Origin of the sequence: Streptomyces coerulescens, from assembly GCF_042657965.1 — a bacterium.
GTDB lineage: Bacteria > Actinomycetota > Actinomycetes > Streptomycetales > Streptomycetaceae > Streptomyces > Streptomyces coerulescens.
This window is the reverse complement of the sequence record NZ_JBHSKM010000019.1, coordinates 515,083-536,427: the sequence shown is the minus strand read 5'-3', so window position 1 is coordinate 536,427 and position 21,345 is coordinate 515,083. Positions and strand designations below refer to the sequence as shown.

General features: G+C 72.3%; 23 protein-coding genes. 9 read left to right on the top strand and 14 right to left on the bottom strand.

Annotation, left to right across the window (positions count from 1 at the left end; all coding sequences use genetic code 11):
• Window positions 1–64: 64 nt before the first annotated feature.
• Complete coding sequence (locus tag ACFPQ9_RS25450) at window positions 65–1,360, top strand: glycoside hydrolase family 26 protein (RefSeq protein ID WP_380857569.1); 1,296 nt, start codon at window positions 65–67, stop codon at window positions 1,358–1,360.
• Here the strand turns inward: ACFPQ9_RS25450 and ACFPQ9_RS25445 are convergent.
• Genes ACFPQ9_RS25445 through ACFPQ9_RS25410 form a run of 8 tightly spaced genes read right to left on the bottom strand, consistent with a single transcriptional unit; the run spans window position 1,323 to window position 11,089 of the window.
• The gene (locus ACFPQ9_RS25445; protein WP_380857566.1) at window positions 1,323–2,459 is read right to left on the bottom strand and encodes a GNAT family N-acetyltransferase; all 1,137 of its coding nucleotides are present in this window, start codon (window positions 2,457–2,459) and stop codon (window positions 1,323–1,325) included. The genes ACFPQ9_RS25450 and ACFPQ9_RS25445 overlap by 38 nt on opposite strands.
• Window positions 2,456–3,121 carry a YveK family protein gene (locus tag ACFPQ9_RS25440; RefSeq protein ID WP_380857564.1) on the bottom strand — a complete coding sequence of 222 codons (666 nt, stop codon included), beginning with the start codon at window positions 3,119–3,121 and terminating at the stop codon, window positions 2,456–2,458. The genes ACFPQ9_RS25445 and ACFPQ9_RS25440 overlap by 4 nt, the downstream gene beginning before the upstream one ends.
• Window positions 3,118–4,260, bottom strand: coding sequence for a glycosyltransferase (locus tag ACFPQ9_RS25435; RefSeq protein WP_380857562.1), 1,143 nt, complete (start codon window positions 4,258–4,260; stop codon window positions 3,118–3,120). The genes ACFPQ9_RS25440 and ACFPQ9_RS25435 overlap by 4 nt, the downstream gene beginning before the upstream one ends.
• Window positions 4,257–5,048, bottom strand: a complete 792-nt coding sequence (locus tag ACFPQ9_RS25430; protein WP_380857560.1) for a polysaccharide deacetylase family protein — start codon at window positions 5,046–5,048, stop codon at window positions 4,257–4,259. Before ACFPQ9_RS25430 ends, ACFPQ9_RS25435 begins: the two co-directional genes overlap by 4 nt.
• Window positions 5,038–7,080 carry a lipid II flippase MurJ gene (locus ACFPQ9_RS25425; protein ID WP_380857557.1) on the bottom strand — a complete coding sequence of 681 codons (2,043 nt, stop codon included), beginning with the start codon at window positions 7,078–7,080 and terminating at the stop codon, window positions 5,038–5,040. Before ACFPQ9_RS25425 ends, ACFPQ9_RS25430 begins: the two co-directional genes overlap by 11 nt.
• Entirely contained in the window at window positions 7,077–8,474 is a 1,398-nt protein-coding gene (locus tag ACFPQ9_RS25420; RefSeq protein WP_380857554.1) for an O-antigen ligase family protein, read from the bottom strand. The genes ACFPQ9_RS25425 and ACFPQ9_RS25420 overlap by 4 nt, the downstream gene beginning before the upstream one ends.
• A gap of 6 nt (window positions 8,475–8,480) precedes the next feature.
• Window positions 8,481–9,953 carry an exopolysaccharide biosynthesis polyprenyl glycosylphosphotransferase gene (locus ACFPQ9_RS25415; protein ID WP_380857551.1) on the bottom strand — a complete coding sequence of 491 codons (1,473 nt, stop codon included), beginning with the start codon at window positions 9,951–9,953 and terminating at the stop codon, window positions 8,481–8,483.
• Window positions 9,950–11,089: a glycosyltransferase gene (locus tag ACFPQ9_RS25410; protein ID WP_380857548.1), complete on the bottom strand. Its 1,140-nt coding sequence runs from the start codon at window positions 11,087–11,089 to the stop codon at window positions 9,950–9,952. The genes ACFPQ9_RS25415 and ACFPQ9_RS25410 overlap by 4 nt, the downstream gene beginning before the upstream one ends.
• Window positions 11,090–11,439: 350 nt before the next feature.
• Here ACFPQ9_RS25410 and ACFPQ9_RS25405 point away from each other — a divergent pair, with 350 nt between their 5' ends.
• Both ACFPQ9_RS25405 and ACFPQ9_RS25400 read left to right on the top strand, forming a co-directional pair.
• Window positions 11,440–12,123: a hypothetical protein gene (locus ACFPQ9_RS25405; protein ID WP_380857545.1), complete on the top strand. Its 684-nt coding sequence runs from the start codon at window positions 11,440–11,442 to the stop codon at window positions 12,121–12,123.
• A gap of 175 nt (window positions 12,124–12,298) precedes the next feature.
• On the top strand, window positions 12,299–12,604 hold the full coding sequence (locus ACFPQ9_RS25400) for a hypothetical protein (protein ID WP_380857542.1): 306 nt from the start codon (window positions 12,299–12,301) through the stop codon (window positions 12,602–12,604).
• 307 nt (window positions 12,605–12,911) lie between these two features.
• Here the strand turns inward: ACFPQ9_RS25400 and ACFPQ9_RS25395 are convergent, their stop codons facing one another.
• The 4 genes from ACFPQ9_RS25395 to ACFPQ9_RS25380 all read right to left on the bottom strand — a co-directional run bounded on the left by ACFPQ9_RS25395 (window position 12,912) and on the right by ACFPQ9_RS25380 (window position 14,767).
• Entirely contained in the window at window positions 12,912–13,226 is a 315-nt protein-coding gene (locus ACFPQ9_RS25395) for a hypothetical protein (protein ID WP_380857540.1), read from the bottom strand.
• A 61-nt stretch (window positions 13,227–13,287) separates the two neighbouring features.
• Window positions 13,288–13,599 carry a hypothetical protein gene (locus ACFPQ9_RS25390; RefSeq protein ID WP_380857537.1) on the bottom strand — a complete coding sequence of 104 codons (312 nt, stop codon included), beginning with the start codon at window positions 13,597–13,599 and terminating at the stop codon, window positions 13,288–13,290.
• Between the two features lie 61 nt (window positions 13,600–13,660).
• Window positions 13,661–14,005, bottom strand: a complete 345-nt coding sequence (locus ACFPQ9_RS25385; protein WP_380857534.1) for a hypothetical protein — start codon at window positions 14,003–14,005, stop codon at window positions 13,661–13,663.
• A gap of 366 nt (window positions 14,006–14,371) precedes the next feature.
• Window positions 14,372–14,767: a hypothetical protein gene (locus ACFPQ9_RS25380; RefSeq protein ID WP_380857531.1), complete on the bottom strand. Its 396-nt coding sequence runs from the start codon at window positions 14,765–14,767 to the stop codon at window positions 14,372–14,374.
• Between the two features lie 169 nt (window positions 14,768–14,936).
• On the opposite strand from ACFPQ9_RS25380, the gene ACFPQ9_RS25375 reads away from it, so the two are divergent.
• The 5 genes from ACFPQ9_RS25375 to ACFPQ9_RS25355 all read left to right on the top strand — a co-directional run bounded on the left by ACFPQ9_RS25375 (window position 14,937) and on the right by ACFPQ9_RS25355 (window position 18,455).
• Complete coding sequence (locus ACFPQ9_RS25375) at window positions 14,937–15,677, top strand: beta-glucanase (RefSeq protein ID WP_380857528.1); 741 nt, start codon at window positions 14,937–14,939, stop codon at window positions 15,675–15,677.
• A gap of 104 nt (window positions 15,678–15,781) precedes the next feature.
• Window positions 15,782–16,372, top strand: coding sequence for a vitamin K epoxide reductase family protein (locus tag ACFPQ9_RS25370; protein ID WP_380857525.1), 591 nt, complete (start codon window positions 15,782–15,784; stop codon window positions 16,370–16,372).
• 107 nt (window positions 16,373–16,479) lie between these two features.
• The gene (locus ACFPQ9_RS25365) at window positions 16,480–16,989 is read left to right on the top strand and encodes a tyrosinase family oxidase copper chaperone (protein ID WP_380857522.1); all 510 of its coding nucleotides are present in this window, start codon (window positions 16,480–16,482) and stop codon (window positions 16,987–16,989) included.
• Entirely contained in the window at window positions 16,973–17,833 is an 861-nt protein-coding gene (locus ACFPQ9_RS25360) for a tyrosinase family protein (protein WP_380857519.1), read from the top strand. The genes ACFPQ9_RS25365 and ACFPQ9_RS25360 overlap by 17 nt, the downstream gene beginning before the upstream one ends.
• Window positions 17,834–17,879: 46 nt before the next feature.
• On the top strand, window positions 17,880–18,455 hold the full coding sequence (locus tag ACFPQ9_RS25355) for a DUF2087 domain-containing protein (RefSeq protein ID WP_380857516.1): 576 nt from the start codon (window positions 17,880–17,882) through the stop codon (window positions 18,453–18,455).
• 8 nt (window positions 18,456–18,463) lie between these two features.
• Here ACFPQ9_RS25355 and ACFPQ9_RS25350 read toward each other — a convergent pair whose 3' ends face one another.
• Together ACFPQ9_RS25350 and ACFPQ9_RS25345 are read right to left on the bottom strand one after the other, a co-directional pair.
• On the bottom strand, window positions 18,464–19,423 hold the full coding sequence (locus tag ACFPQ9_RS25350; RefSeq protein ID WP_380857513.1) for a D-2-hydroxyacid dehydrogenase family protein: 960 nt from the start codon (window positions 19,421–19,423) through the stop codon (window positions 18,464–18,466).
• Window positions 19,424–19,489: 66 nt separating this feature from the next.
• Window positions 19,490–20,194, bottom strand: coding sequence for a ScbR family autoregulator-binding transcription factor (locus tag ACFPQ9_RS25345; RefSeq protein WP_380857510.1), 705 nt, complete (start codon window positions 20,192–20,194; stop codon window positions 19,490–19,492).
• Between the two features lie 108 nt (window positions 20,195–20,302).
• Here ACFPQ9_RS25345 and ACFPQ9_RS25340 point away from each other — a divergent pair, with 108 nt between their 5' ends.
• Entirely contained in the window at window positions 20,303–21,325 is a 1,023-nt protein-coding gene (locus tag ACFPQ9_RS25340; RefSeq protein ID WP_380857507.1) for a ScbA/BarX family gamma-butyrolactone biosynthesis protein, read from the top strand.
• Window positions 21,326–21,345: the final 20 nt, after the last annotated feature.

Here is a 21,345-nt window from a genome sequence, read left to right as displayed (position 1 = left end):
TATGACTACCTATCACTAAGGGAGAGGAGCGCACCGGAGCGCACCACAGCGCCAAGGAGGACGTATGGCCCGTGACCGACGCAGGTCCGCCCCCGCAGGACCGGCGTTCCTCACCGCCGTCGTCGTCGCCTCGGCGGCCCTCGCGTCCGGCACGGCCCTCGCGGACGACATCACGTCCCGGCCCGATCCGCGTCGCCCCGCGCCGACCGCGTCCCCGCCACCTCCCGGCGGTGCCCACTCACCCCAGGGCGCGCCCGCGTTCGGCGCGTACCTGCACTACGGAGCCGCCGGGGTGCAGCGCATGCAGGAGCTCAGCCGCTGGCTGGGCGGCCAGGAGCCGCGCGTCGGGCACACCTATCTGCCGGGGGACCGGTGGGACAACATCGAGGGCGCGCACGGCTTCCTCGACAGCTGGGCCGAGTGGCGGCGCGCCAAGGCCGACCGGATGCTCGTGCTCAACGTGCCGATGATGGAACACAACGAGGAGAACGTCCCCGACCCGGCCGTGCGCGGACTGCTGCGGCACGCGGCGGCCGGCGCCTTCGACGAGCACTTCGCGGTGCTGGCCGAGCGGCTGGTCGATCTGGGGGTGCCGGACACGGTCATCGTGCTCGGCTGGGAGATGAACGGCACCACCTACACCCACCGCTGCGGCCCCGACCCGGACAGCTGGAAGCAGTACTGGCGGCGCATCGTCGAGGTCATGCGCTCGGTCGAGGGACAGCGGTTCAGGTTCGACTTCGCGCCGAGCCGGGGCACGGACGCGATTCCCTGGCCCGAGTGCTACCCCGGCGACGACGTCGTCGACATCATCGGCATGGACGCCTACGACCAGCCGCACGGGGTCGGGTTCGACGAGCAGGTCTCCGAGCCCTACGGCCTGCGGCACCACGTGGAGTTCGCGCGATGGCACGGCAAGCCGATCTCGTATCCCGAGTGGGGCCTGTTCCGCAACGGCGACAACGTCACGTACATGCTGCGCATGCTCGCCTGGATGGACGAGCACAAGCCGCTGTACAACACCATCACCGACTACTGCCCGCACGGCGTGTGGCTGTGCTCCGAGAACCCCCGGGCCTCCGCCCTGTACCGCGCGCTGCTGTCCACCCCCTACCTGCCGCGGCCGCAGCCGGGGCCGTCGGTGACCGCCCCGACCGCCCCGCCCGCCTCGACCACCTCGAACACGCCGACCGAGCCCTCCGCTCCCGCCGATCCGGAACCGGACCCGAAGCCGGCTACCCCGACCGCGATGCCCTCCGAGCTGCCGCAGTGCACGGCCGTGGACCTGGAGAAGGGGCCGGCGCACCCGGTCGGCGACTCGCTCACCTTGTGTCTTCAGCCGGCGCAGCACCATCGGTGACCGCGTCGGCGGAGTCCCGGCGCAACACCTTCTTGGCCCGGCGCCGGGCGGCGTCCTCGGCGGCGGCCGCCGCCAGCAGCGGCAGGGTGCGGCGCCGCGCCAGCAGAAAGCGCTGGTTGAAGACCGTCTCGGGACACCAGCGGTGCTTGTAGGGCTCGTCGCCGCGCAGCAGACTCAGCGCCCGGCGTCCGTCGGCGGCCGCGTGGTCGGCGCACGCCCGCAGCAGCATCGTCGCCACGTCCACCCGGCGACCCCGCAGCTGCGGATCGAAGCCGTACAGATACATCCCCGCCAACGCCCCGGACAGCAGCATGGTGTTGACCGCCACCACCGAGCCGTCGAGCCGGAACTCCGTCACCGCGGCCTCACCGGTCCGCGTCAACGAAGCCGCCGCCCGCACCAGATGCTCCTGGAACCGCGGCCGCAGATGCTCGGCCGACACCTGCCGGCCCGCCCACTGGAGCCCGTGCAGTTCGAGGAGCCGGTTCAGCGCGGCCCCGGTCTCCTCGTGCTCCACGAAACGCCACTCGACGCCGATCCGGCCGAGCAGGTTGATCTTGCTGCGGATCCGTCGGGCACGCGGCGTCGGCAACCGTCCGACCAGCTCCGCCATGGGCAGCGCGGGCAGCTCCAGGCACACGGAGTCACGCACCCGGCGCCGCGGACCGCGCCAGCACAGGTAGACCCGTTCCATGGCGCCGCCCGGCCGCACCTCACGGAAGTCGATCAGCGCCGTGCGGGCCAGCTCGCCCAGCGCGTCCGCGAGCGCACCGGCGGCCGGCGCGGCCACCGCGTCGTCGATGAGCACATCGCACAGGTCGGTGATGGTGCCGCCGATCGGCACCAGCGCCGGCAGCGGATGGTGCACCCGCATCATCGGGGCCGCCGCCACCAACTCGTCGCCCCTGCGCACCAGGACGAGCCGCAGCCGGCCCGGGACGCCGTACGACAGCCACCACGAGTGCAGCCAGGCGTGGCTCTGGAACGGCGTCGCCGACGGACACGCCCGGTACAGCCGCGCCCACTGGCCGGCCAGCTCCGCGAACGCGCGCTCCTCGGTGCACACCTCGACCGAGAGCGCCGGGCCGGGCGCCGTCACCCGAGCGTTCCGTGGGCGTCGGCGGCATTCGCCGGACTGGGGACCGACGCCCGGCCCGTGTCGTCGTCGTCCTGGATCCGCCGCGGCCGGGCCAGCAGGGAGAGACCGCCCAGCAGACCGCCGGCGCTCCCGCCCACGAGCGCGGCGAGCGCCGGGGACGCGGACGACGGCTCGGTGGGCCGCGCGGCACGGGACAGACGCTCCAGCTTGATGCCGGTGTCCGCCTTGGTGTGGTCCGCGTGCGTCAGCAGTGCGCGGGACACGGCGTTGGCGATGTCCACCGCCTGACCGGGATTCGCCGACGTCGCCGAGATCGCGACCATCGGCGCGTCCGGGGAGGTCGCGACGTCGACGCTCTCGCGCAGCTTGGAGGCGGGCACACCCGCCCACACCTGCGCGTCGCCGAGCACCGCGAGCTGCTTGGCCACCCGGCCGTACGCCTGCGCGAAACCGAGCGCGTCGGTGCAGTCCGCGTCGGTCCTGCCGTTGGGCACGGCGACGACGGAACTGGTCGCCGTGTACTGCGGGGGCCGCAGCTGGCCGTAGGCACCACCGGCCACGACTCCGATCAGCGCGCCGGCCGGCAGCCACCACCACGAGGGCAGACGCCTGGCCCGCGCACCGTCGAACAGCTGGTCACGCCCAGCGGGATTGTCTGTCATGAGGAACTCGCTTCCAGGTTCGAGCCGGACAGAGCGGCCGTGTACAGATCCATCAGCTGCCGTGCGGTGGCCGCGATGTCATAGCGGCGCACGGCGTCCGGGGCACTGCGCTCGCCGGGGCCCGCGGCCCGCAGCCGCAGCAGTTCGCGCGCGTACGCCCCGGCGCCGCCCGTGATCCGCCGGGCACCGGGCGCCGCACCCGGCGGCAGGTCCTCGACGGCCGGACAGCTCGCGTACAGCACGGGCAGCCCGGCCGCCAGCGCCTCCACCACGGCCAGCCCGAACGACTCCTCCGGGGAGGGCGAGCCGAGCACGTCCATCGCGGACAGCAGGTCGATGAGGTCGGGCGCATGGTCGTTGGGGTCCGGCAGACAGGGCCGCTCGCCCGTCAGCAGCACCCGGTTCGAGACGCCCAGATCGCGTGCGGTGCGCCGCAGCACGTCCTCCTCCGGCCCACCGCCCACCAGCAACAGCCATACGTCGCCGGGCAGCAGCGCCAGCGCCCGCACCAGCAGGTCGAAACGCTTGCCCGGCGTCATACGCCCCACCCCGCCGACGACGAACGCGTCCTCGGGCAGCCCGAGGAACGTCCGGGCCCGACTGCGGCGCGCGGCGTCGTAGCGGAAGCGCGGCGCGTCGATGCCGTTGGGGATGACGCGGATGCGCTGCCCGGGCACGCCCCAGTGCCGCAGCCGTTCGGCCACCGTCGGGGAGACGGCGACCGTGGTGTGGCCGAGGCGCTCACCGGCCAGATACAGCCCGCGCACGCCCGCGGTGCGCGGCCGGCCCTCCAGCCGGGTCGCGCCGATCGAGTGCTCGGTGGCGACGACGGCCCGGACCTTCGCGAGCCGCGCCGCGATCCGGCCGTAGAGACAGGCCCGGTACAGATGGGTGTGCACCAGGTCGTATCCGCCGTCGCGGATCAGCCGGGTCAGCCGGGGGAGGACCGCCACGTCGCGGTTGCCGGTCATGCCGAGGTGGGTGACGCTCACCCCGTCGGCGGTCAGGCCCTCGGCGACCGCGCCCGGGTTGGTCAGGGTCACCACGTCGCACTGCGTGGGCAGGTGCCGCAGCAGCAGCCGCAGTTGCTGCTCGGCTCCGCCGACGCCGAGGCCGGTGATGACGTGCAGGGCTTTCACACGGACTCCAGTGCGCGTCCGTAGACCCAGGCCAGCCGGCGCTTCAGCTCCAGCCGGATCGAGGAGTCCGCCTCGCCGATGTGGATGCGCGGCAGCGCGAAGTCGCCGGAGCCGGCTGGGCCGGGGGTGATCGCACAGCCGTAGCGGTACCCGGCGCTGCGTACGGCGTCGATGGCCCGCTCGTCGACATGACCGTACGGGTAGCAGAAGCCCTCGACGTCCTCGTCGGTGAGCTCGGCGAGCCGGTACCTGCTCTCGGCGACCTCGGCGTGCAGTTCGTCGTCGAGGGCCTTGGTCAGGTCGATGTGGGACAGCCCGTGGGAGCCGATCTCCATGCCCGCGTCCGCGGCGAAGCGGATGCCGTCCGTGTCGAGCAGGGCCTTGCGCGGGCCGCTCTGCTCCCAGGAGTTCTCGCCGCCGAGCAGCCCCGGCAGCACGAACACGGTCGCCGTGAAGCCCCAGCGTTGCAGCACGGGCAGGGCGGTGGTGACGAAGTCGGTGTACCCGTCGTCGAAGGTGAGCCCCACCAGGCCGCGCTCCAGGCCGAGGGCGCGCGCGTCGAGCAGCTCGCGCACGCTCACCCCGCGCAGGCCGCGGGCGGCCATCCAGGCGAACTGCCTCTCCAGCCGTCCGGGGGTGACGGTGATGTCGTACGGGTCCTCCGGGCAGTTCGAGACGGAGTGGTACATGGCCACCCAGGCGGAGGGCCGCCGCTTCGGGCGGCCCTCCGTGTCCGGGGCGGGGAGCGGTTCGGCCGCGGGGGGCGCGGCGGTGATGTCAGCGACCATGGCGAAGCCTTCGTGTGACGGAGCTACGGACGGATTGCGTGACAGGAAGCAGGAGGGAGCGGGCGCCGGCCGCGTCGAGGAACCGGGCCAGCAGCAGGAAGACGATGGTCACGCTCAGACAGCAGACGGCGACGGAGGCCGCGGGGGAGTCGAACTGCCGCGCGCACAGCAGCCCGGCGCCGGTGGCGCAGACGGCCGCGCGCACCGGCCGGGACAGTTCGGCGACGACCCGGCGGACGCTCACGGGCACGGCGCGCGGCCCCAGCCCGAGCAGCAGGAGCAGGGCGGTGAGGGTGATGCCGGCCGCGTTGGCCGCGGCGATGCCGCGCGCGCCCCAGGGGTCCACGGCCCACAGACTGAGGCCGGCGGTCGCGAGCGCGCCCGCGCCCATCGCGCCCAGCGGGAACCAGGTGGTGCGGCCCGTGGAGAAGTACGACCGCACGAGCGCCCCCACCAGCGTCTGCCCGAGCAGCCCGAGCGCGTACACCCGCATCACAGCGGCGGTGGCCGCGGTGTCCTCGGCGGTGAACGCCCCGCGCTCGAACAGCAGTCGGACGATCTGCGGCGCCCCGGCGACCACCACGGCGGCACCGACCAGCACCAGACAGGCCATCAGCGCCAGATCCCGCTCGACCCGCTCCGTCGCCCGCCGGGTGTCGCCCTCGGCGATGGCCCGCGCCACCACCGGGAAGGTGACGACGCACACCATCATCGACAGCGACATCGGCAACTGCGCGACCTTCTGGGCGTAGTTGAGATGCGAGATCGACCCGGCGGGCAGCCCGGAGGCGAAGTACCGCTCGATGAGGACCTGCGACTGCCGGCACAGCGCGAACAGCAGCACCGCGCAGACCAGCCCGAACGCCACGGTCCTGCCACCGTCCCCCTCGTCGTGCGGGGGTGCCTGGACCTGCGCCGACCGGCCGGGGTGCCGGGCGATGCGCCGCCACAGCGGCGGTGCCTGGACCACGGCCATGAGACATCCGCCGAGCGCGACCCCGAACGCGGCGGCCTGTACGCCCCAGCGCGCGCCGAGGGCGAACATCGCGGTGATGATCGCGAGGTTGTACGCGATGTAGATGGCGCCCGGCGCGAGATAGGTGCGGTGAGCGCGCAGGGCCGCGCTGAAGTAGCCGGCCAGGCCGAAGCTCAGTACGCAGGTCGCGGTGAGCCGGGTGCAGGAGACGGCCAGGGACGGGTCGGAGAGGCCGGGCGCGAGGAGCGAGACCAGCAGCGGCGCGCCCGCGGCGAGCAGGGCCGCGGTACCGGCGAGCGCGAGGCACAGTCGCGGCAGCGAGGCGGCGATCAGGGCCCGCACGGGGTCGGGGGAGTCGGGCTCCCGGGCCGCCCGACGCGCCAGCGCCACACTGAACGCCGGCACCAGCACGAACGCCATGCCGTCCTCGATCAGCAGCGTCGACGCCATCTCCGGCACCGTCCAGGCCACCAGGAAGGCATCACTCTCCGCCCCCGCCCCGAACAGCTGCGCCAGCGCCTGATCCCGCCCCAGCCCGAGCAGGGCACCCGCCATCGACAGCGCGGCGGACAGCAGGGTCGCCCGCGCGAGAAAGCGCCGGGTGGGGGCGCTGGGGCGGTGGGCGGCCGGAGGGTTCTGGGGGACGGCGGCCGACGCGGGGCGCACCCCGTACCCCGGGTCGGCCGCGCCACCCGGGGTGACCGCGGTGCCGGGGTCGGCTGCGTCACTCGGGGTGGCCGCGTCACCCGGGGCGACCGCGGTGCCGGGGTCGGCCGCGCCACCCGGGTCGGCCGCGTCACCCGGGTCGGCCGCGCCACCCGGGGTGACCGCGGTGCCGGGGGCGGCTGCGTCACTCGGGGTGGCCGCAGCGGGAGGCGCGGTCGGGTTGCTCGGGTTGCTCGGGTTGCTCGGGTTGCTCGGGTTGCTCGGGTTGCTCGGGGCGGAAGGCGCGGTTGGGGCGCTCGGGGTGGGAGGCGTGATCTGGGCGGTCTGGGCGGGAGGCGTGGTCCGGGTGGGCGCGTGCGCGTCCTCGGTCGTCGCCGGGCCGGGGCTCATCGCGCTCCCGACGTGGCGGTCGGCGCCGGTTCCGGGGCCGTGGCCGGGGCCCGCGTCGTGACCGGGGCCGGCGGCTCGTCGTGGGCCAGCCCCCACCAGGCGGCCAGGCCGAAGCAGATGGCCGTGAGGATCGTGGAGGGGCCGCCGATGTCGGCGTAGAGGAAGTTGACGAGCTGCCACAGCAGCAGTCCGCAGACCGGCAGCGCGCAGTCCCGGGCGCGTCCGCCGCGGCGCCGCAGCCGGCGCAGCACGCACACCAGCAGCGCCAGCCAGCTGCCCGCGAGCGTGACCAGGCCCAGCATGCCCTGCTCGCTGAGAACCAGCAGATACATGTTGTGCGGGGAGAGGAGCGGCTGGCGGCGGTAGGCCTGGCCCGGCCCTTCCGTGTCGCTGCCCGACGACAGCGCGAGCGAGGCATGGCCGTCCCGGTACGCCGGGAAGGCTTTCAGCCCCACGCCGCTCACCGGGTGCTCGCGCCACATCCCGGCCGCCGCCGCCCACATGGTGTAGCGGTCGATCACCGACTGGTCGGGCGCGTCGGTGACCTGTGTGATGCTGGTCAGCCGTTCCTGCAGCGCCGTCATACCCACGCCGAGCCCGCCGACCAGCAGCACCGAGACCGCGACGACCGCGGCGAGCACCTTCGCCGCCCGCCGCACCCCGGCCATCACCAGCTGCGCCCCGCAGGCCAGCGCCGTCGCGATCCAGGCGCCCCGGCTGAAGGACAGCGCGAGCGGCACCAGCAGGACCAGCGCACACCCGGCCGCCACGAGCTGCTGCCGCCACTCCCGCGCCGCGAGCGCGAGCCCGGTCGCGGCCACCATGCCGAGCGCGACGACGGTGGCCATGCCCATCACGTCGGACGGCCCGAACGTGCCCACCGCCCGGATGAAGGCACCCTGATACGACGCCCCGGTCCCGGTGAGGTACTGCTTCACCCCGATCGCCCCCTGCCACAGGGCGAGTCCGATCAGGGCCCACAACAGCAGCCGGGCCTGGCGCCGGTCGCGCACCAGCAGCATCACGGCGACCGGGACGATCACGAACACCTGGAGATACCGGCCCAGTCCGCTGACCGCGTCGGCGGCGGTGGCCGCACCCGCCGCGGCGACCGCGATACCCACCACCGGCAGCCCGAACACGACCGCGGCGGTCCGCGACAGCGGTCGCCGCGCCCGCAGCACGGTGTCCACGACGGCCCACAGCACGACCAGCGCGGAGGCCGCGTCGGCGGGAGTCACGGCGCCGCCCGGTGCCACCGGCAGCCCCAGCAGGACTACGACGGCCATGACGGGCAGCACGGACAGGACGGGCCGCAGCGAGCGGACCGCGCGCAGCGCGGGCGACGGCAGCGCGAGTGCGGGCCGGGCCGGGGCCGTCGTGGAAGTGCTCACCGGTGCTCAGCTCCCTGTCGGCCGTACGAACTGGGCCGCCGTGCGCAGCAGGATGCAGATGTCCTGCCACAGCGACCAGTTGTCGATGTAGGCGTTGTCGTAGCGGCACCGGTCCTCGATCGAGGTGTCACCGCGCAGCCCGTGGATCTGGGCCAGCCCGGTGATCCCGGTCCGCATCCGGTGCCGGGCCGGGTAGCCGGGGTGGGCCTGGCTGAACTCGGCGACGAAGAAGGGCCGTTCGGGCCGGGGGCCGACCAGGCTCATGTCGCCGCGGAAGACGTTCCACAGCTGCAGCAGCTCGTCCAGCGAGGTGCGGCGCAGGAAGTGGCAGAAGCGGCTCATGTCCTGCTCGTTCGCCACGCTCCAGCGGGTCGCCGCCTCGTGCGCGCTGGCGGGCCGGTGGGTACGCAGCTTCAGCATCGTGAACGGCCGCCCGTCCTTGCCGATCCGCTCCTGCCGGAACACCACGCCCGGCCCGTCCATGATCCGCAGCACCAGCGCACAGGTCAGCAGGACCGGCGCGGCCAGCACCAGCAGCGCGCCGGAGAGCAGTACGTCGAGCACCCGCTTGCCCCCGCTGCCGTGCCGCCGCCCGCCCTGCGGCCGCAGCAACCTGCGGGAGAACCCGGCCAGATGACCGGCCCCCGGACGGTGCCCGCTCGTGCCGTACGACGGCGTGTCCGCGTCCAGCTCCCACAGCGCGCAGCCGTGCGTGGCCAGCGCCCGCAGGACGGCCGCCTTCTCCACCCGGGTCGCGGCCCCCACCACGAGGACCGTGCGCACCCCGTCCCGGACGACCGCCCGCCGTGCCTCCAGCGCGGTGGTCAGCACCGGCAGCCCGAGCTCGTCGTCCCCCTCGCCGAGGACCTCCGGGTCGTCGGCGACCAGGCCCACCGGCCGTACCCCGCAGGCCGGTTGGCGCAGCAGCGCCGCCGACACCCGCCGGGTCGCCGCGAGCGGACCGACCACCAGGGCCCGACCGGGCCGGCGCCGCAACGCCCGGCGCCGCAGCCCGTGCACCGCCGCGCGCCCGGCGCAGGCCGCCGCGCAGTGCACGGCGACCACGGCGACCAGCACGGCCACCGGGACCGACCCCAGCGGGGACAGCGCCGCGACGGCGGCCCAGCCGACGGCGATCCGGCCGCAGACGGCGGGCAGTTCGTCGAGTACGCCGATCACGGCGGAGGTGTCGTAGAGGGCGGCCCTCCGGTTCAGCCACAGCACACCGAGCGCGAGCAGCGCGACGACCGGCGGATACCTGTGCGGCGCCGGCAGGGCCAGTGCCCCCAGCAGGGCCGCGCCGCCGTCGACGAGCCACAGCGAGGTCCTGAAGCTGCGGGCTGCCGGGCGCGGACGGCGGGCTCCCCGCCCGGCGCCGCCCCGGCGCCCCGCGACCTGGCCGCGCGGCGCGAGGACGGACACGGCGCCCCGAGGGGCCTGCGGCCCCGCAGGCGAGGCGACAGTACTTTCCGCGGTCATGTGGCGCTGCACTTTCTGCCCTCGTCGGAACCGGAGATCTGCGCGGTGGTGAGGCCGAGCAGCTCGCGGTACACGTCGGTCACCGCGTCCGTGGTCTGCCGCAGGTCGTGCGCGTGGAGTACATGCGCACGGCCCTGTGCGCCGAGCGCCGTGCGCAGCGGCTCGTCCCGCAGCAGTGCCGTGAGCGCCCGCGCGAGTGCCCCGGGGTCCTCCGCGGGCACCAGGCAGTCCGGCCGAAGGGCGGGCGGCAGGCTCTCGGCGGCCCCGTCCACGTCCGTGACGACGACCGGCCGGCCGCACGCCATGGCCTCCAGCGGGGCGAGCGCCATGCCCTCCCAGCGGGACGGCAGGACCACGACATCGGCGGCCCGGTACCAGACGGCGACGTCCGGTGTCCCGCCGGCGAACCGCACCGACGCGGGCGCCGACGCGCGCAGCCGCCCGTGGTCCGGCCCGTCACCGACGAGCACCAGCCGTGCCCCGGCCACCTGCCGCTCCACCTCGGGCCAGGCCCGCAGGAGCACGTCCTGGCCCTTCTGCCGGCACAGCCGTCCCACGCACACCACCAGCGGCCCCGGCCCGGACCGTGCGCTGTCCCCTTCCGGGCGGAACCGGTCGGTGTCGACACCGTTGGGGACCACATGCCAGCGGGCGGAGATGCCGGCCCGGTATCCGGTACGCCGTTCGGCCTCGCTCACACACAGCACCCGCTTCGCCCAGCGCGTCCCGAACCGCTCCCAGGCGAGCGCCAGCCGGGCGACGGATCCGTCGGCGGCCTCGAACGACCAGGCGTGCGGCTGGAAGACGGTGGGGAGGGTGCCGCGCACCGCGAGCCGGGCCGCGAGTCCGGCCTTCGCGCTGTGCGCGTGCACCAGGTCCGGCCGCACGTTGCGCACCAGCTGCGACAGCCGCCGTACTTCACCCGGGAGCCGGAACCCCGGCGAGCGGGTCGCGTCCCAGCGCACGACCCGGCAGCCCAGCGCGCGTACGTCGTACGCCAGCGTGCCGCCTCTCGGACAGGCCACGGTCACCCGCAGCCCCGCGGCGAGTTGTGCCGCGGCCAGATCCGTCACGACCCGCGCTACACCCCCCTCGACGGGCTGGGCGACATGCAGGATGTGCGGCGCGATGCGCATGACCGAAGCTGCCCTTCCGAAGAAATGAGTCCGAACCAGTAACACGATGTGTGGCTCGCGTTCCCGAGATAAGATCCCGCGCCTGTTCGAGAGGGTCTGCGCTTCAACCGGCTTCGTGGGTTCAGCAGATAAGCAGTACCAGCCACTTATCCATATTTATCTTCTATCCGGTCAACAGTGTTGGAGCGGCAGCGTTTCCCGGGTTGTTTCCCGCGAGGGACCACCCGTTCGGAGTCGCCGTCCGGTGTGGTTTTCAGAATGGTCCGTTCGGAGTGGTGAGCGGTTGCGGGCGAGCCGTGCCGGTTTAACGGTGATCGCACGATCCGAAAACTCGATCCGAGGGGAACTCCATGCCTTCAACGACCACCCGTCACCTCGCCACCTCCGTCCTGGGCGCGGCACTCCTGCTGGGCACGGCGGCCGCACCCGCGCTCGCCGCCGCGCCCGACGCCGGGCGCACCGCGATCGAGCACCGGGCCCAGGCCGGTCAGGGCACCGCAATGACCCCGGTGGCGCACCTGTTGGACAGAGCGCTCAAGGCCGACGACGACCCGCTCAGCGCGGAGGAGGCGAGGGAACTCGCCGACGCCGTCGCCGAGGCCAAGAAGGAGATCGAAGAAGTTCTGAAGGAGGCCGAGCAGGACCGCAAGGACGCCCTCGCCGAGACCCGGATGGAGATCGACGAGGCCCTGAAGGAGATCGAGACCGCCAGACAGGAGATCGAGGCGGCCAAGAAGGAGGCGCTCGCCGCCGCGGCGGTGACAAACGCTGAGGATGCGGCCGAGGACGCGGCCGAGACAACGGCCGAGACGACCGGGACGGAGGCAGCGGAGACCAAGCCGGCGTCCATCCTGCCGGTGAACCTCCTCGGGGACGCTCTCGGCACCCTCGGCGAGACGCTCGGTGCCCTGCTGACCGCGCTCACCTCCACCGTGTCCGCGGAGGAGGTGAACGCCACCGCGGACGACGTTCTCAAGTCCCTCGTGAACGTCGCGGTCGCCTCCCAGGCCGACAGCGGTCAGCCCGCCGCCTGACCGCCGCAGGCGAAGCCGTCGCCCGATCCTCCCGACCCGTTGTGCCGGCCCCGTTGCCGGCACAACGGGTCTTTTCGTATGAGTTCCTGGAACTTGACGGCCGCGGAGTTTCCCCGGTGGTCCCGTTCTCGTTGGTCCCGGAGAACGAAGACCGGATTTACCTGGAAGGAATACGATGAAGAACCTGAAGGCTGCTGCCGTTGTCGCCGGCTCGCTCGCCATCGCCGGCGCCGCTGTTCCCGCCTCCGCGGTGGACATGCCGGGGCGCGGCCTCGTGGAGAACGGTAAGACGGTCGCCCGTAGCCTTCCCAATGCCACCAAGGCGCCGACCGGATACGTGGGCAACAATGTCAAGCACACGGCGGACAAGGTGAAGAAGGGCGTCCAGGATCAGGGTGTTGTCAAGACCCCGGTCTTCGGCGGCACCCTGCCGAACCCCACGGACGGCCGGCTGCTCGGTGGGCTTCCGCTCAACAGGTGACTTCGTCGCCCATCGGCTCGACGACCGGGGCCGGCTCCGCATTCGAGGAGCCGGCCCCTCGGTTTGTGTGACCAAGTCTGATTTTCCACGCCGTTGGCCCGAACGGACGATTCGAGGTGACCGGGGACGCGCCGCCGCCGTTGATCCGTGTGAATGGGCGCTCTTTCCTCCGTGCTGGCGCTTCATGAAGCCGTGGGCCCTGTCCGCTCCCCGATGCGGACAGGGCCCACGGCTTTTGCGCGGGGGGCGTGGAAACACTGATGGCGGTCCACCGGGTATCCGGCGGACCGCCATCGGCGAAGTACGTTCAGGACACAATGCCGCCGAGGTACGTGCCGTCGTGCGACTGGTCGACCTTGTCGGCGGCGCAGGCGGAGTAGCGCGAGTTCGCCGGGATGGTGGCGGCGAGTACGGCTCCGTTGTGCCACGGCACGGCGCAGGGAGCGTAGATGAGGTTGCCGTTGATGTTGATGAGGCCGGGCGAGTCCTTCATGATGTGCGGACCCGTCGAGAAGTCCTTGCCGCCCTTGACGTTGATGGGGTCGTCGGCCGCGGCGGTGCCGCCGGTGGCGAGGACGATGCCCGCGGCGAGGGCAGAGAGGGCCGTAACCTTCTTGCGCATGAGTTGAGCCTTTCCGGGCTGCGTTTGGGGTTTGTCTGTTCCGAATCGCTCGGTGCGGAGATCAGAGCAGACCGCTGTAGTACCCGCCGTCGTGCGACTGGTCGACCTTGTCGGCGTTGCACGCGACATAGCGCGGGTTCTTCGCCAGGGTGAGGCCGAGGACGGCTCCGTTGTGCCACGGCACGGCGCAGGGAGCGTAAACGAGGTTGCCGTTCACGTTGACGAGGCCGGGCGAGTCCGTCATGACGTGCGGACCCGTCGAGAAGTCCTTGCCGCCCTTGGCCGTGATGGGGTCGTCGGCCGCGGCGGTGCCGCCGGTGGCGAGGACGAGGCCCGCGGCGAGGGCGGAGAGGGCCGTAACCTTCTTGCGCATGAGTTGAGCCTTTCCGGGCTGCGTTTGGGGTTTGTCTGTTCCGAATTGCTCGGTGCAGGGGTCAGAGCAGACCGCTGATGTACTCGCCGTCGTGCGACTGGTCGACCTTGTCGGCGTTGCACGCGACATAGCGCGGGTTCTTCGCGAGGACGCCCGCGATACCGGCGGCTCCGTTGGCCCACGGCAGGACACAGGCAGCGTCGACGACATTGCCGTTGACGTTGACGACTGCTGGCGAGTCCGTCATGACGTGCGGGCCCGACGAGAAGTCTTCACCACCCTTGACGGTCGTGGGGCTGCCGTTCCCGCCGTTGCCGCCGCCGTTACCGCCGGCGGAGGCGATGCCGGCTCCGGCGACGACGGTGCTGAGGGCGAGGGCTGTGATGACCGCGAACTTCTTGGGCAACTCGGTTCCTTCCTGAATTCACGGTTGCGCACGCTTACGAAAAGGAAACCCGTATATGCAGGCATAAGTCACGGTGCGGACATTCAAACGCGGGCAGGTTCCATCGGATGGCGCAATCAAATTGATTCCGGACGGCTGGACGACGACATGCGTCTGGCCCACCGGCGAGGGGAGGGCCGGTGGGCCAGACGATGGTTCACGGGGTCGGTGTGCTCGTACGGCTGCCGTGTGCGGAGCTGGAACTGCGGGTCTGGATCCAGCGTCCGGGCCTGCCGACGGTATCCGGCCGTCGAGAACCGGATCAGAGTCTCAAAATTCCATGACCGGCTTTCACCGGTACGGCCGACTCGTAAGGCTGCCAGGTCGTCACTTGTTGGGGAGCATGGTGCCGAGTCCGGCGGCGGTCGGCGCCTTCAGCGGGCGGACCTGTACGGAGCCGGTGCCGACCGGGTTCTCCACCGGAATCGTGGGCTTCCGGGCGGCGCTCGGGTCCATGCCGTCCAGGTAGACGCCGGACATCAGCTCTCCCGGCTTCCGCTTTTCGAATCCGCTGCCATTGGCGAGCCGTCCGTCTCGGGCCAGCCCCGTCACCACATCCGCAGCCGGGCCGACCGCCGGGCTCACCTTGGCCGGCGACACGAGGCCGAGCGGGCTGGTGGAGATCCCCGAACCCTCCGTCGCGGCCGACGCCGCAGCCGCTGACCCACCCACAAGACCCGCACCGATCGCCAACGCCGCAGTGGTGAAAACTGCCTTCTTCATGCTTCACCTCGCTTGAAAGTACCTCTGATCCAACGGTTGGAGAACATAGCAGTAAATCGGCACTGTAAAAGCGACGCGCTACTCCATACGCATGAAAGTCGCAGGGGTGAAGAATGCAATGCGCAGAGGCATTCGGAGGGATTGGCAGCTGGTCCGGATGATGGGAAATATGAAATTCAGTTCCCTCATCGACAGGCTCACGGCCGGTGCCGCGCCGCCCCCGCCCCCCGCCGGATCACCGGTCTGGGCGGAGGAGTTCGACGCGCCCCTCGCCTGGGGCGCCCGCTGGGTCGGCGACCGCACCAGCGCCTTCCGCTACGGCGACCACAACCCGGACGACAACAAGCTCGACCGGCTCGACCCCGGCTGTGTGACCGTCTCGGACGGCGTGGCCACCTTCACCGCCACCCCCGACGGACGCACCCTGGAGAACGGCCGGCCGGCCTGGCGCACCGGGCTGCTCACCACCGAGTACTCCGACGAGGGCTTCCGGGTGCGGACCGGCGACCTCGTCGAGACCCGCGTCCGGCTGCCCTCGGGAACGGGGGCCTGGCCGGCGCTGTGGACCTGGAAGGACGGCGCGAACGAGGTCGACAGCTTCGAGTACCACCCGGACAACCCGCACCTGCTGGAGCTGTCCAACCACGTCAACCGTGCGGCGACCTGCTTCACCGACGCGGGCGCGGTCGCCCCGGGCCGCTGGGTGACCATCGGCACCCGCTACGGCGCCCGGTGCGTGGAGTGGTTCGTCAACGGCGAGCGCGTCTTCGCCGACGGCACCGGCGTGGGTGAGGACTGGTCGGCGTATCTGATCCTGAACCTGTCGCTGAGCGCGGGTGAGCACCACCCGGCGCCCTGCGGCCCGGACCCGATCACCTTCGACGTCGAGCATCTGCGCGTCTACCGCTGAGAGCGCCGTCCGGATCCTCCGTTCGGGCGGAGGGTCCGTGAGCCGTCGGCCGGTCGGGTGAGCGCTGGCCGGAGCGAGCTTCGGGCCGCCGATAAGGTCGCGCGGTGGTCCCTAACTCACGTGCCGGTGGCAGCCGGGCGTTCGCCCTGCTCCTGGTGGTCTGCGGGGCGGCCGGACTGGTGGCCTCCTGGGTCATCACCCTCGACAAGTTCAAGCTCCTCGAGGACCCCGACTTCACCCCGGGCTGCAGTCTGAACCCGGTGGTGTCCTGCGGCAGCGTGATGGAGAGCGACCAGGCCGAGGCCTTCGGGTTCCCCAACCCGATGCTCGGCCTGGTGGCCTACGGCATCGTGATCTGCGTCGGGGTGAGCCTGCTGACCGGGGTCACCTTCCCGCGCTGGTACTGGCTGACGTTCGCGGCCGGCTGTCTGTTCGGGGTCGGGTTCGTCTCCTGGCTCCAGTTCGAGTCGCTGTACCGGATCAACGCGCTGTGCCTGTGGTGCTGTCTGGCCTGGCTCGGCACGATCCCGCTGTTCTGGTACGTGACGTCCCTCGTCGTACGGGCCGGCTTCCTGCCCGCGCCGCGTCCGGTGCGGTCCTTCTTCGACGAGTTCACCTGGGTGCTGCCGGTGCTGCACATCGGCATCGTCGGCATGCTGATCCTGACCCGCTGGTGGGACTTCTGGACAAGCTGACCATTGCTGCACCCGGGGCGACACGGCCGTACGGATGGCTCGGTGCTGACGGCTCGGCGCCTTGAACTGCTACTCGTACGAACACCGAACCGTACGAGGAGTGAGCGATGGCCGTCAGCGCAGGTGGGGTCTCGGTGGGCGGGGTCCCGGGCCCGGACGCCCCCGCGGGCAGCGGGTCACGGGCGTGGACGCGGCGGGAGGCGGCGCGGCTGATCCTGGGTTCGACCGCTCTGGCGATCGCCCCCGTGATCACCGCGTCCCGGCCCTCGCGGTCCGCCGACCGGCCGCCCGGCGGAAGCGGCGGAAGCGGCGGTCCCTTCGACGAGACCTATCGCGGCCGCCGTATCCAGGGCACTCCGGTCTCCCACAGCGGCCTCAGCGCCCTCGACGTCGCCTGGCACGTCACCGTGGACGGCCGGCCGCTGCATCTGATGCGCCGGGCCGACGGCACCTGGCTGAGCATGGTCGACCACTACAGCTGGTACGGGACTCCGCTGGAGGCGACCCGTGCGGCCGTCGACGAACTAGGGCCTCGCGAGCGGCTGCGCCGACTGGCTCCCGGGCCGTTCGGCGGCGGACATCCGCACGAGGAGGCACAGCATGGTGTACGTGCGTAAGAACGTGAGCAGGCTGACGCGCACCGAGCGTCGGCGGTTCATCGACGCACTGCTCGTGATCAAACGGCGGGGCGAGTACGACGAGTTCGTACGGCTGCACATCGCGCACTTCGTCGGGGACGGCGACCGGGGCCTGCGCGCCGCCCATATGACGCCCTCTTTCCTGCCCTGGCACCGCAGGTTCCTGCTGGACCTGGAGGAGGCGCTGCGCCGCGTCGACGACTCGGTGACGGTGCCGTACTGGGACTGGACTACGGATCGCGGGACCAACTCGACGCCGTGGACCGGCGATCTGCTCGGCGGCAACGGGCGGCCCGGCGACCGGCGGGTGATGACCGGGCCGTTCGCCCACGCGACGGGCAACTGGACCATCAGGGCGGGCGTCACCGCGGGCGACTTCCTCACCCGGGACCTGGGCCGCTCGCGCAGACCGATCGGCCTGCCGACCAAGGCCGATCTGGAACAGGCGCTGGACGACCCCGTGTACGACGTCGCGCCCTGGAACTCCACGGTCGGCAAGGGCTTCCGCAACAAGCTGGAGGGGTGGGGCCGCGGCCCGGAGTCCTGGCGCAACCACAACCGGGTGCACCGCTGGGTCGGGGGCGCCATGCTCGGCGGCGCCTCCGTCAACGACCCCGTCTTCTGGCTGCACCACGCTTTCGTGGACATGCAGTGGACCCAGTGGCAGCGACGCCATCGCGACCACCGCTATCTGCCGGCCATGCCGCCCGGCCGCGGCAGCGGCCAGTACCGGCGGATCGTCGCCCGGCACGAGCGGCTGCCGCCGTGGACCGTGACACCGGACGACCTGGAGGACGTGTCCCACATCTACCGGTACGCGTAGGAAAAAATCGTTCCGCGACTGCCCCGAGGTCGACTAGCCTCCGCGCATGGCAACCGATCCCACGGAACAACTGGTCCGACTGTTCGCCGAGGAGAGCCGGGTGCGCGCCTTCGCCGCGGTGGCCCTCGGCGCGGGCAGCGCGGACGACGTCGCCCGGGCGGCGGGGCTGTCCCCGAAGGAGACGGCACTGGCGTTGCTGCGGCTGCGCGAGCAGGGCGTGGTGAGCGCGGGGGACGACGGGGAACTGGGCGTCGCCTACGACCTGTTCAGGCAGTACGCACGGCGCGAGGCCGACTCCCGTCCCGCCGACGGCCCGGACTCGGGGGACCCGCGGACGGACATCGTGCTGCGTACCTTCGTCCGGGACGGGCGACTGGTCCGGCTCCCGGCGCGGTGGACCCGTAAGAAGCTGGTCCTCAGGTACATCGCCGAGCAGACCTTCGAGCCGGGCGTCGAGTATCCCGAGCGCACCGTCGACGAGCGGCTGCGCGGCTGGTGCGAGGACAGCGACGAGATCGACCATGTGACGCTCCGGCGCTACCTGGTGGACCTGCACCATCTGAGCCGGAGCGAGGGCATCTACCGTCGGCCGGCCGGCTCCGCGCGGACCGAGAGCGCCTGACCGGGGCGTCAGGGCAGCCGGCGTACCGGTGAACCCGCCAGATAGGCCCGGATGTCCTCCACCGCGTGGCCGTAGTACGTCGCGTAGTTGGCCTGCGAGACATAGCCCAGGTGGGGGGTGGCCAGCAGGCGGGGGGCCGTGCGCATCGGGTGGTCGGCGGGCAGCGGCTCGACGTCGAAGACGTCCACGCCGGCGCCCGCGATCCGGCCCTCGTGCAGGGCCGCCAGCAGCGCGTCCTGGTCGACGATCGCCGCGCGTGAGGTGTTGATCAGATACGCCGTCGGCTTGAGCAGGGCCAGTTCGGGTGCGCCGAGCAGGCCGCGGGTGCGGTCGCTCAGGGCGAGGTGGACGGAGACGAAGTCGCTGTCGGTGAGCAACTCCTCCTTGGAGGCGGCCAGATGGACGCCCACCTCGTCGGCGTACTCCTTGGTGAGGTTCTGGCTCCAGGCGCTGACGTGCATGCCGAAGGCCAGGCCGACGTGCGCGACACGGCTGCCGATCTTGCCGAGGCCCAGCAGGCCGAGGCGGCGGCCGTGCAGGTCGGCGCCGACCGTGCTCTGCCAGGGTCCGCCCGAGCGCAGCGCGTCGTTCTCCTGGACGAGGCCGCGGGCCAGGCCCAGCAGCAGGGCCCAGGTGAGTTCGACGGGCGGTGTGGAGGAGCTGGCCGTGCCGCAGACCGTGACGCCGTGCGCCTCGGCGGCGGCGTAGTCGATGACCGAGTTGCGCATGCCGGAGGCGATCAGCAGCCGCAGCTTGGGGAGCCGGGCGATCAGCGAGGCGGGGAAGGGGACGCGTTCGCGCAGGGTGACGACGATGTCGAAGTCGGCGAGGGCGGCGGCCAGGGCGTCCTCGTCGGGGAAGTGAGTGGCGAAGGGGACGACCTCCACGTCGTCCGCGAGCGGTGACCAGTCGGCGGACCGGGTCGCCGCGTTCTGGAAGTCGTCGAGCACAGCACAGCGCAGCCGCACGGTGGGTTCCTTTCGTGGCCGGGGCGGACGACCGAACCGATCGGTCTGGTTACCGGGAGGCGACTGCTAACGCTGCGTCACGGGTGTGGCGGGCGCGGCGGGTTCCGGGGAGTTCGCCTCGTACTCCTCGAAGACGCGCTCGCCCCGGTCCGGCGAGAGGTCGAGGGCGGCCAGCAGTGCCGGTGTGGAGATGCTCGGCAGGACGTGCCGGAGCAGGACGGAGACACGGCGGCCGAGGTCGGCGCGGTTGCAGCTGGCCTGGCTCATCGCCTGGACGCCGGCGAAGGCGCCGGTGAGGAACTCGGCGGTGTCGGTCACATCGATGTGCGGCAGGAGTTCGCCCTGCGCCCGCGCCTCGATGAGGATCTGCTCCAGCTGATCGGTCCAGGCACGGAAGGCGGCGTCGCGGTCGAGCTCGCGTGCGCCCTGGTCAAGGGCGAGGGAGACACCGGCCTGCACCAGCGGATCGTGCCGCAACCGGTAGGCCATGACCATGCCGTGGTCGACGAGCTTCTGGAGCTTGCTGGACCGCTCGGGAAGCCGGTCGAGAGGCAGTTGGGCCTCCAGCACGCCGAGAGCGACCTCCTCCTTGGAGGAGAAGTGGAAGTACAGGGCGCCCCTGGTGACCCCGGCGCGGTTGAGGATCTCCTCCACCGTGGCCGAGGCGTAGCCGCGCTCGCCGAACACCCTCGCGGCCGCTTCGAGGATCGAACGCCGCGTCCTGATCGCGCGGTCCTGCTGGGCCATCTGGGTCCCCTCCACGGTGTGCATGCAGCACATGACGACGCGCATTGAAAAGAAAACCGAATCGCACGTAGGTTACTCGGCGGGCGGGGGTGCCTCGCTCTGGCGAATGACTCGGGGGGAGCCATGGACCGGGTGCGATCTCTCGACGCGGCCGCACGGGACGAGCACACCACTCAGGCCGTGGGACCCGTCCCCGCAACGGTCGCATGGCACACCGAGGTCAGTGGCGAGCAGGTGCACCGGCCGGACCCGCGGGACGCCTTCCCCGTGGCCTGGCGCCGCCTGGACGACACGCACTTCCAGGTCAGGGCCCGCTGGCCGCGCCGGCACCGGTTCTTCACCGAGGTGGCCGGCCGCTTCCAGGACCCGCTGCTGATACCGGAGACCCTGCGGCAGGGCTCGATGCTGCTGGCCCACGCCGCGTTCGCCGTGCCCGTCGAGGACCGGTTCGTGATGCAGCGCGTCAGATACTCGACGTCGCCGGCCAGAATACGGCTCGACCACGCCTCCGAGGACGTCATAGCCGACATCACCTGCGGTGACGTACGGCGTCGGGGCCGGCGGCTGGCGGGCATGCGGTGCGCCATGGTGCTGCGCAGGCGGGGCCGGGTCGTCGCCACCGCCGACGGGCGGCTCGACTGTGTGTCGGACCGGGTCTATCGCCGACTGCGCGGTGAGCGGGTGTCCCTGACCGGCCGTCCGGTGCCGCTGCTGCCCGGGCTGCCGCCCCAGGCCGTCGGCCGGACCGACGCCGCGGCCGTCGTCCTGGCACCGTCCCCGCGCCCCGGATCCTGGCAGCTACGGGTCAACACCGCGCACCCCACGCTGTTCCGGCGGCAGGACGACCATGTGCCGGGCTTCGTGCTGCTGGAGGCGGCCCGGCAGGCCGCGACGGCGTTCTCGCTCTTCCCCGGCCTGATGGTCGTCACCGACATGGACATGGTCTTCACCCGGTACGCCGAACTCGACAGGCCCTGCTGGATCGAGGCCGACCCCCTGACGCAGGGCGACCCCGACCCGGGCACGGTCCGGGTGCGCGGCATCCAGGACGACGCCGAGGTCTTCCGCTGCACGGTGACGGTCGCGGCGTCGGAGCCCACCGCACCGCCGCTCGCCCCCGACGGCCCCCGCAACGGGCCCGGTACCGAGCGCTGACCGTGACGCACGGCAAGTCG

Excerpts from the sequence above, each read along its gene's own strand:
- ACFPQ9_RS25450 (WP_380857569.1), top strand. The coding sequence starts at position 65 with ATGGCCCGTGACCGACGCAGGTCCGCCCCCGCAGGACCGGCGTTCCTC.
- ACFPQ9_RS25440 (WP_380857564.1), bottom strand. The coding sequence starts at position 3,121 with ATGACAGACAATCCCGCTGGGCGTGACCAGCTGTTCGACGGTGCGCGG.
- ACFPQ9_RS25430 (WP_380857560.1), bottom strand. The coding sequence starts at position 5,048 with ATGGTCGCTGACATCACCGCCGCGCCCCCCGCGGCCGAACCGCTCCCC.
- ACFPQ9_RS25425 (WP_380857557.1), bottom strand. The coding sequence starts at position 7,080 with ATGAGCCCCGGCCCGGCGACGACCGAGGACGCGCACGCGCCCACCCGG.
- ACFPQ9_RS25415 (WP_380857551.1), bottom strand. The coding sequence starts at position 9,953 with ATGACCGCGGAAAGTACTGTCGCCTCGCCTGCGGGGCCGCAGGCCCCT.
- ACFPQ9_RS25410 (WP_380857548.1), bottom strand. The coding sequence starts at position 11,089 with ATGCGCATCGCGCCGCACATCCTGCATGTCGCCCAGCCCGTCGAGGGG.
- ACFPQ9_RS25405 (WP_380857545.1), top strand. The coding sequence starts at position 11,440 with ATGCCTTCAACGACCACCCGTCACCTCGCCACCTCCGTCCTGGGCGCG.
- ACFPQ9_RS25400 (WP_380857542.1), top strand. The coding sequence starts at position 12,299 with ATGAAGAACCTGAAGGCTGCTGCCGTTGTCGCCGGCTCGCTCGCCATC.
- ACFPQ9_RS25395 (WP_380857540.1), bottom strand. The coding sequence starts at position 13,226 with ATGCGCAAGAAGGTTACGGCCCTCTCTGCCCTCGCCGCGGGCATCGTC.
- ACFPQ9_RS25390 (WP_380857537.1), bottom strand. The coding sequence starts at position 13,599 with ATGCGCAAGAAGGTTACGGCCCTCTCCGCCCTCGCCGCGGGCCTCGTC.
- ACFPQ9_RS25380 (WP_380857531.1), bottom strand. The coding sequence starts at position 14,767 with ATGAAGAAGGCAGTTTTCACCACTGCGGCGTTGGCGATCGGTGCGGGT.
- ACFPQ9_RS25375 (WP_380857528.1), top strand. The coding sequence starts at position 14,937 with ATGAAATTCAGTTCCCTCATCGACAGGCTCACGGCCGGTGCCGCGCCG.
- ACFPQ9_RS25365 (WP_380857522.1), top strand. The coding sequence starts at position 16,480 with ATGGCCGTCAGCGCAGGTGGGGTCTCGGTGGGCGGGGTCCCGGGCCCG.
- ACFPQ9_RS25360 (WP_380857519.1), top strand. The coding sequence starts at position 16,973 with ATGGTGTACGTGCGTAAGAACGTGAGCAGGCTGACGCGCACCGAGCGT.
- ACFPQ9_RS25355 (WP_380857516.1), top strand. The coding sequence starts at position 17,880 with ATGGCAACCGATCCCACGGAACAACTGGTCCGACTGTTCGCCGAGGAG.
- ACFPQ9_RS25345 (WP_380857510.1), bottom strand. The coding sequence starts at position 20,194 with ATGCACACCGTGGAGGGGACCCAGATGGCCCAGCAGGACCGCGCGATC.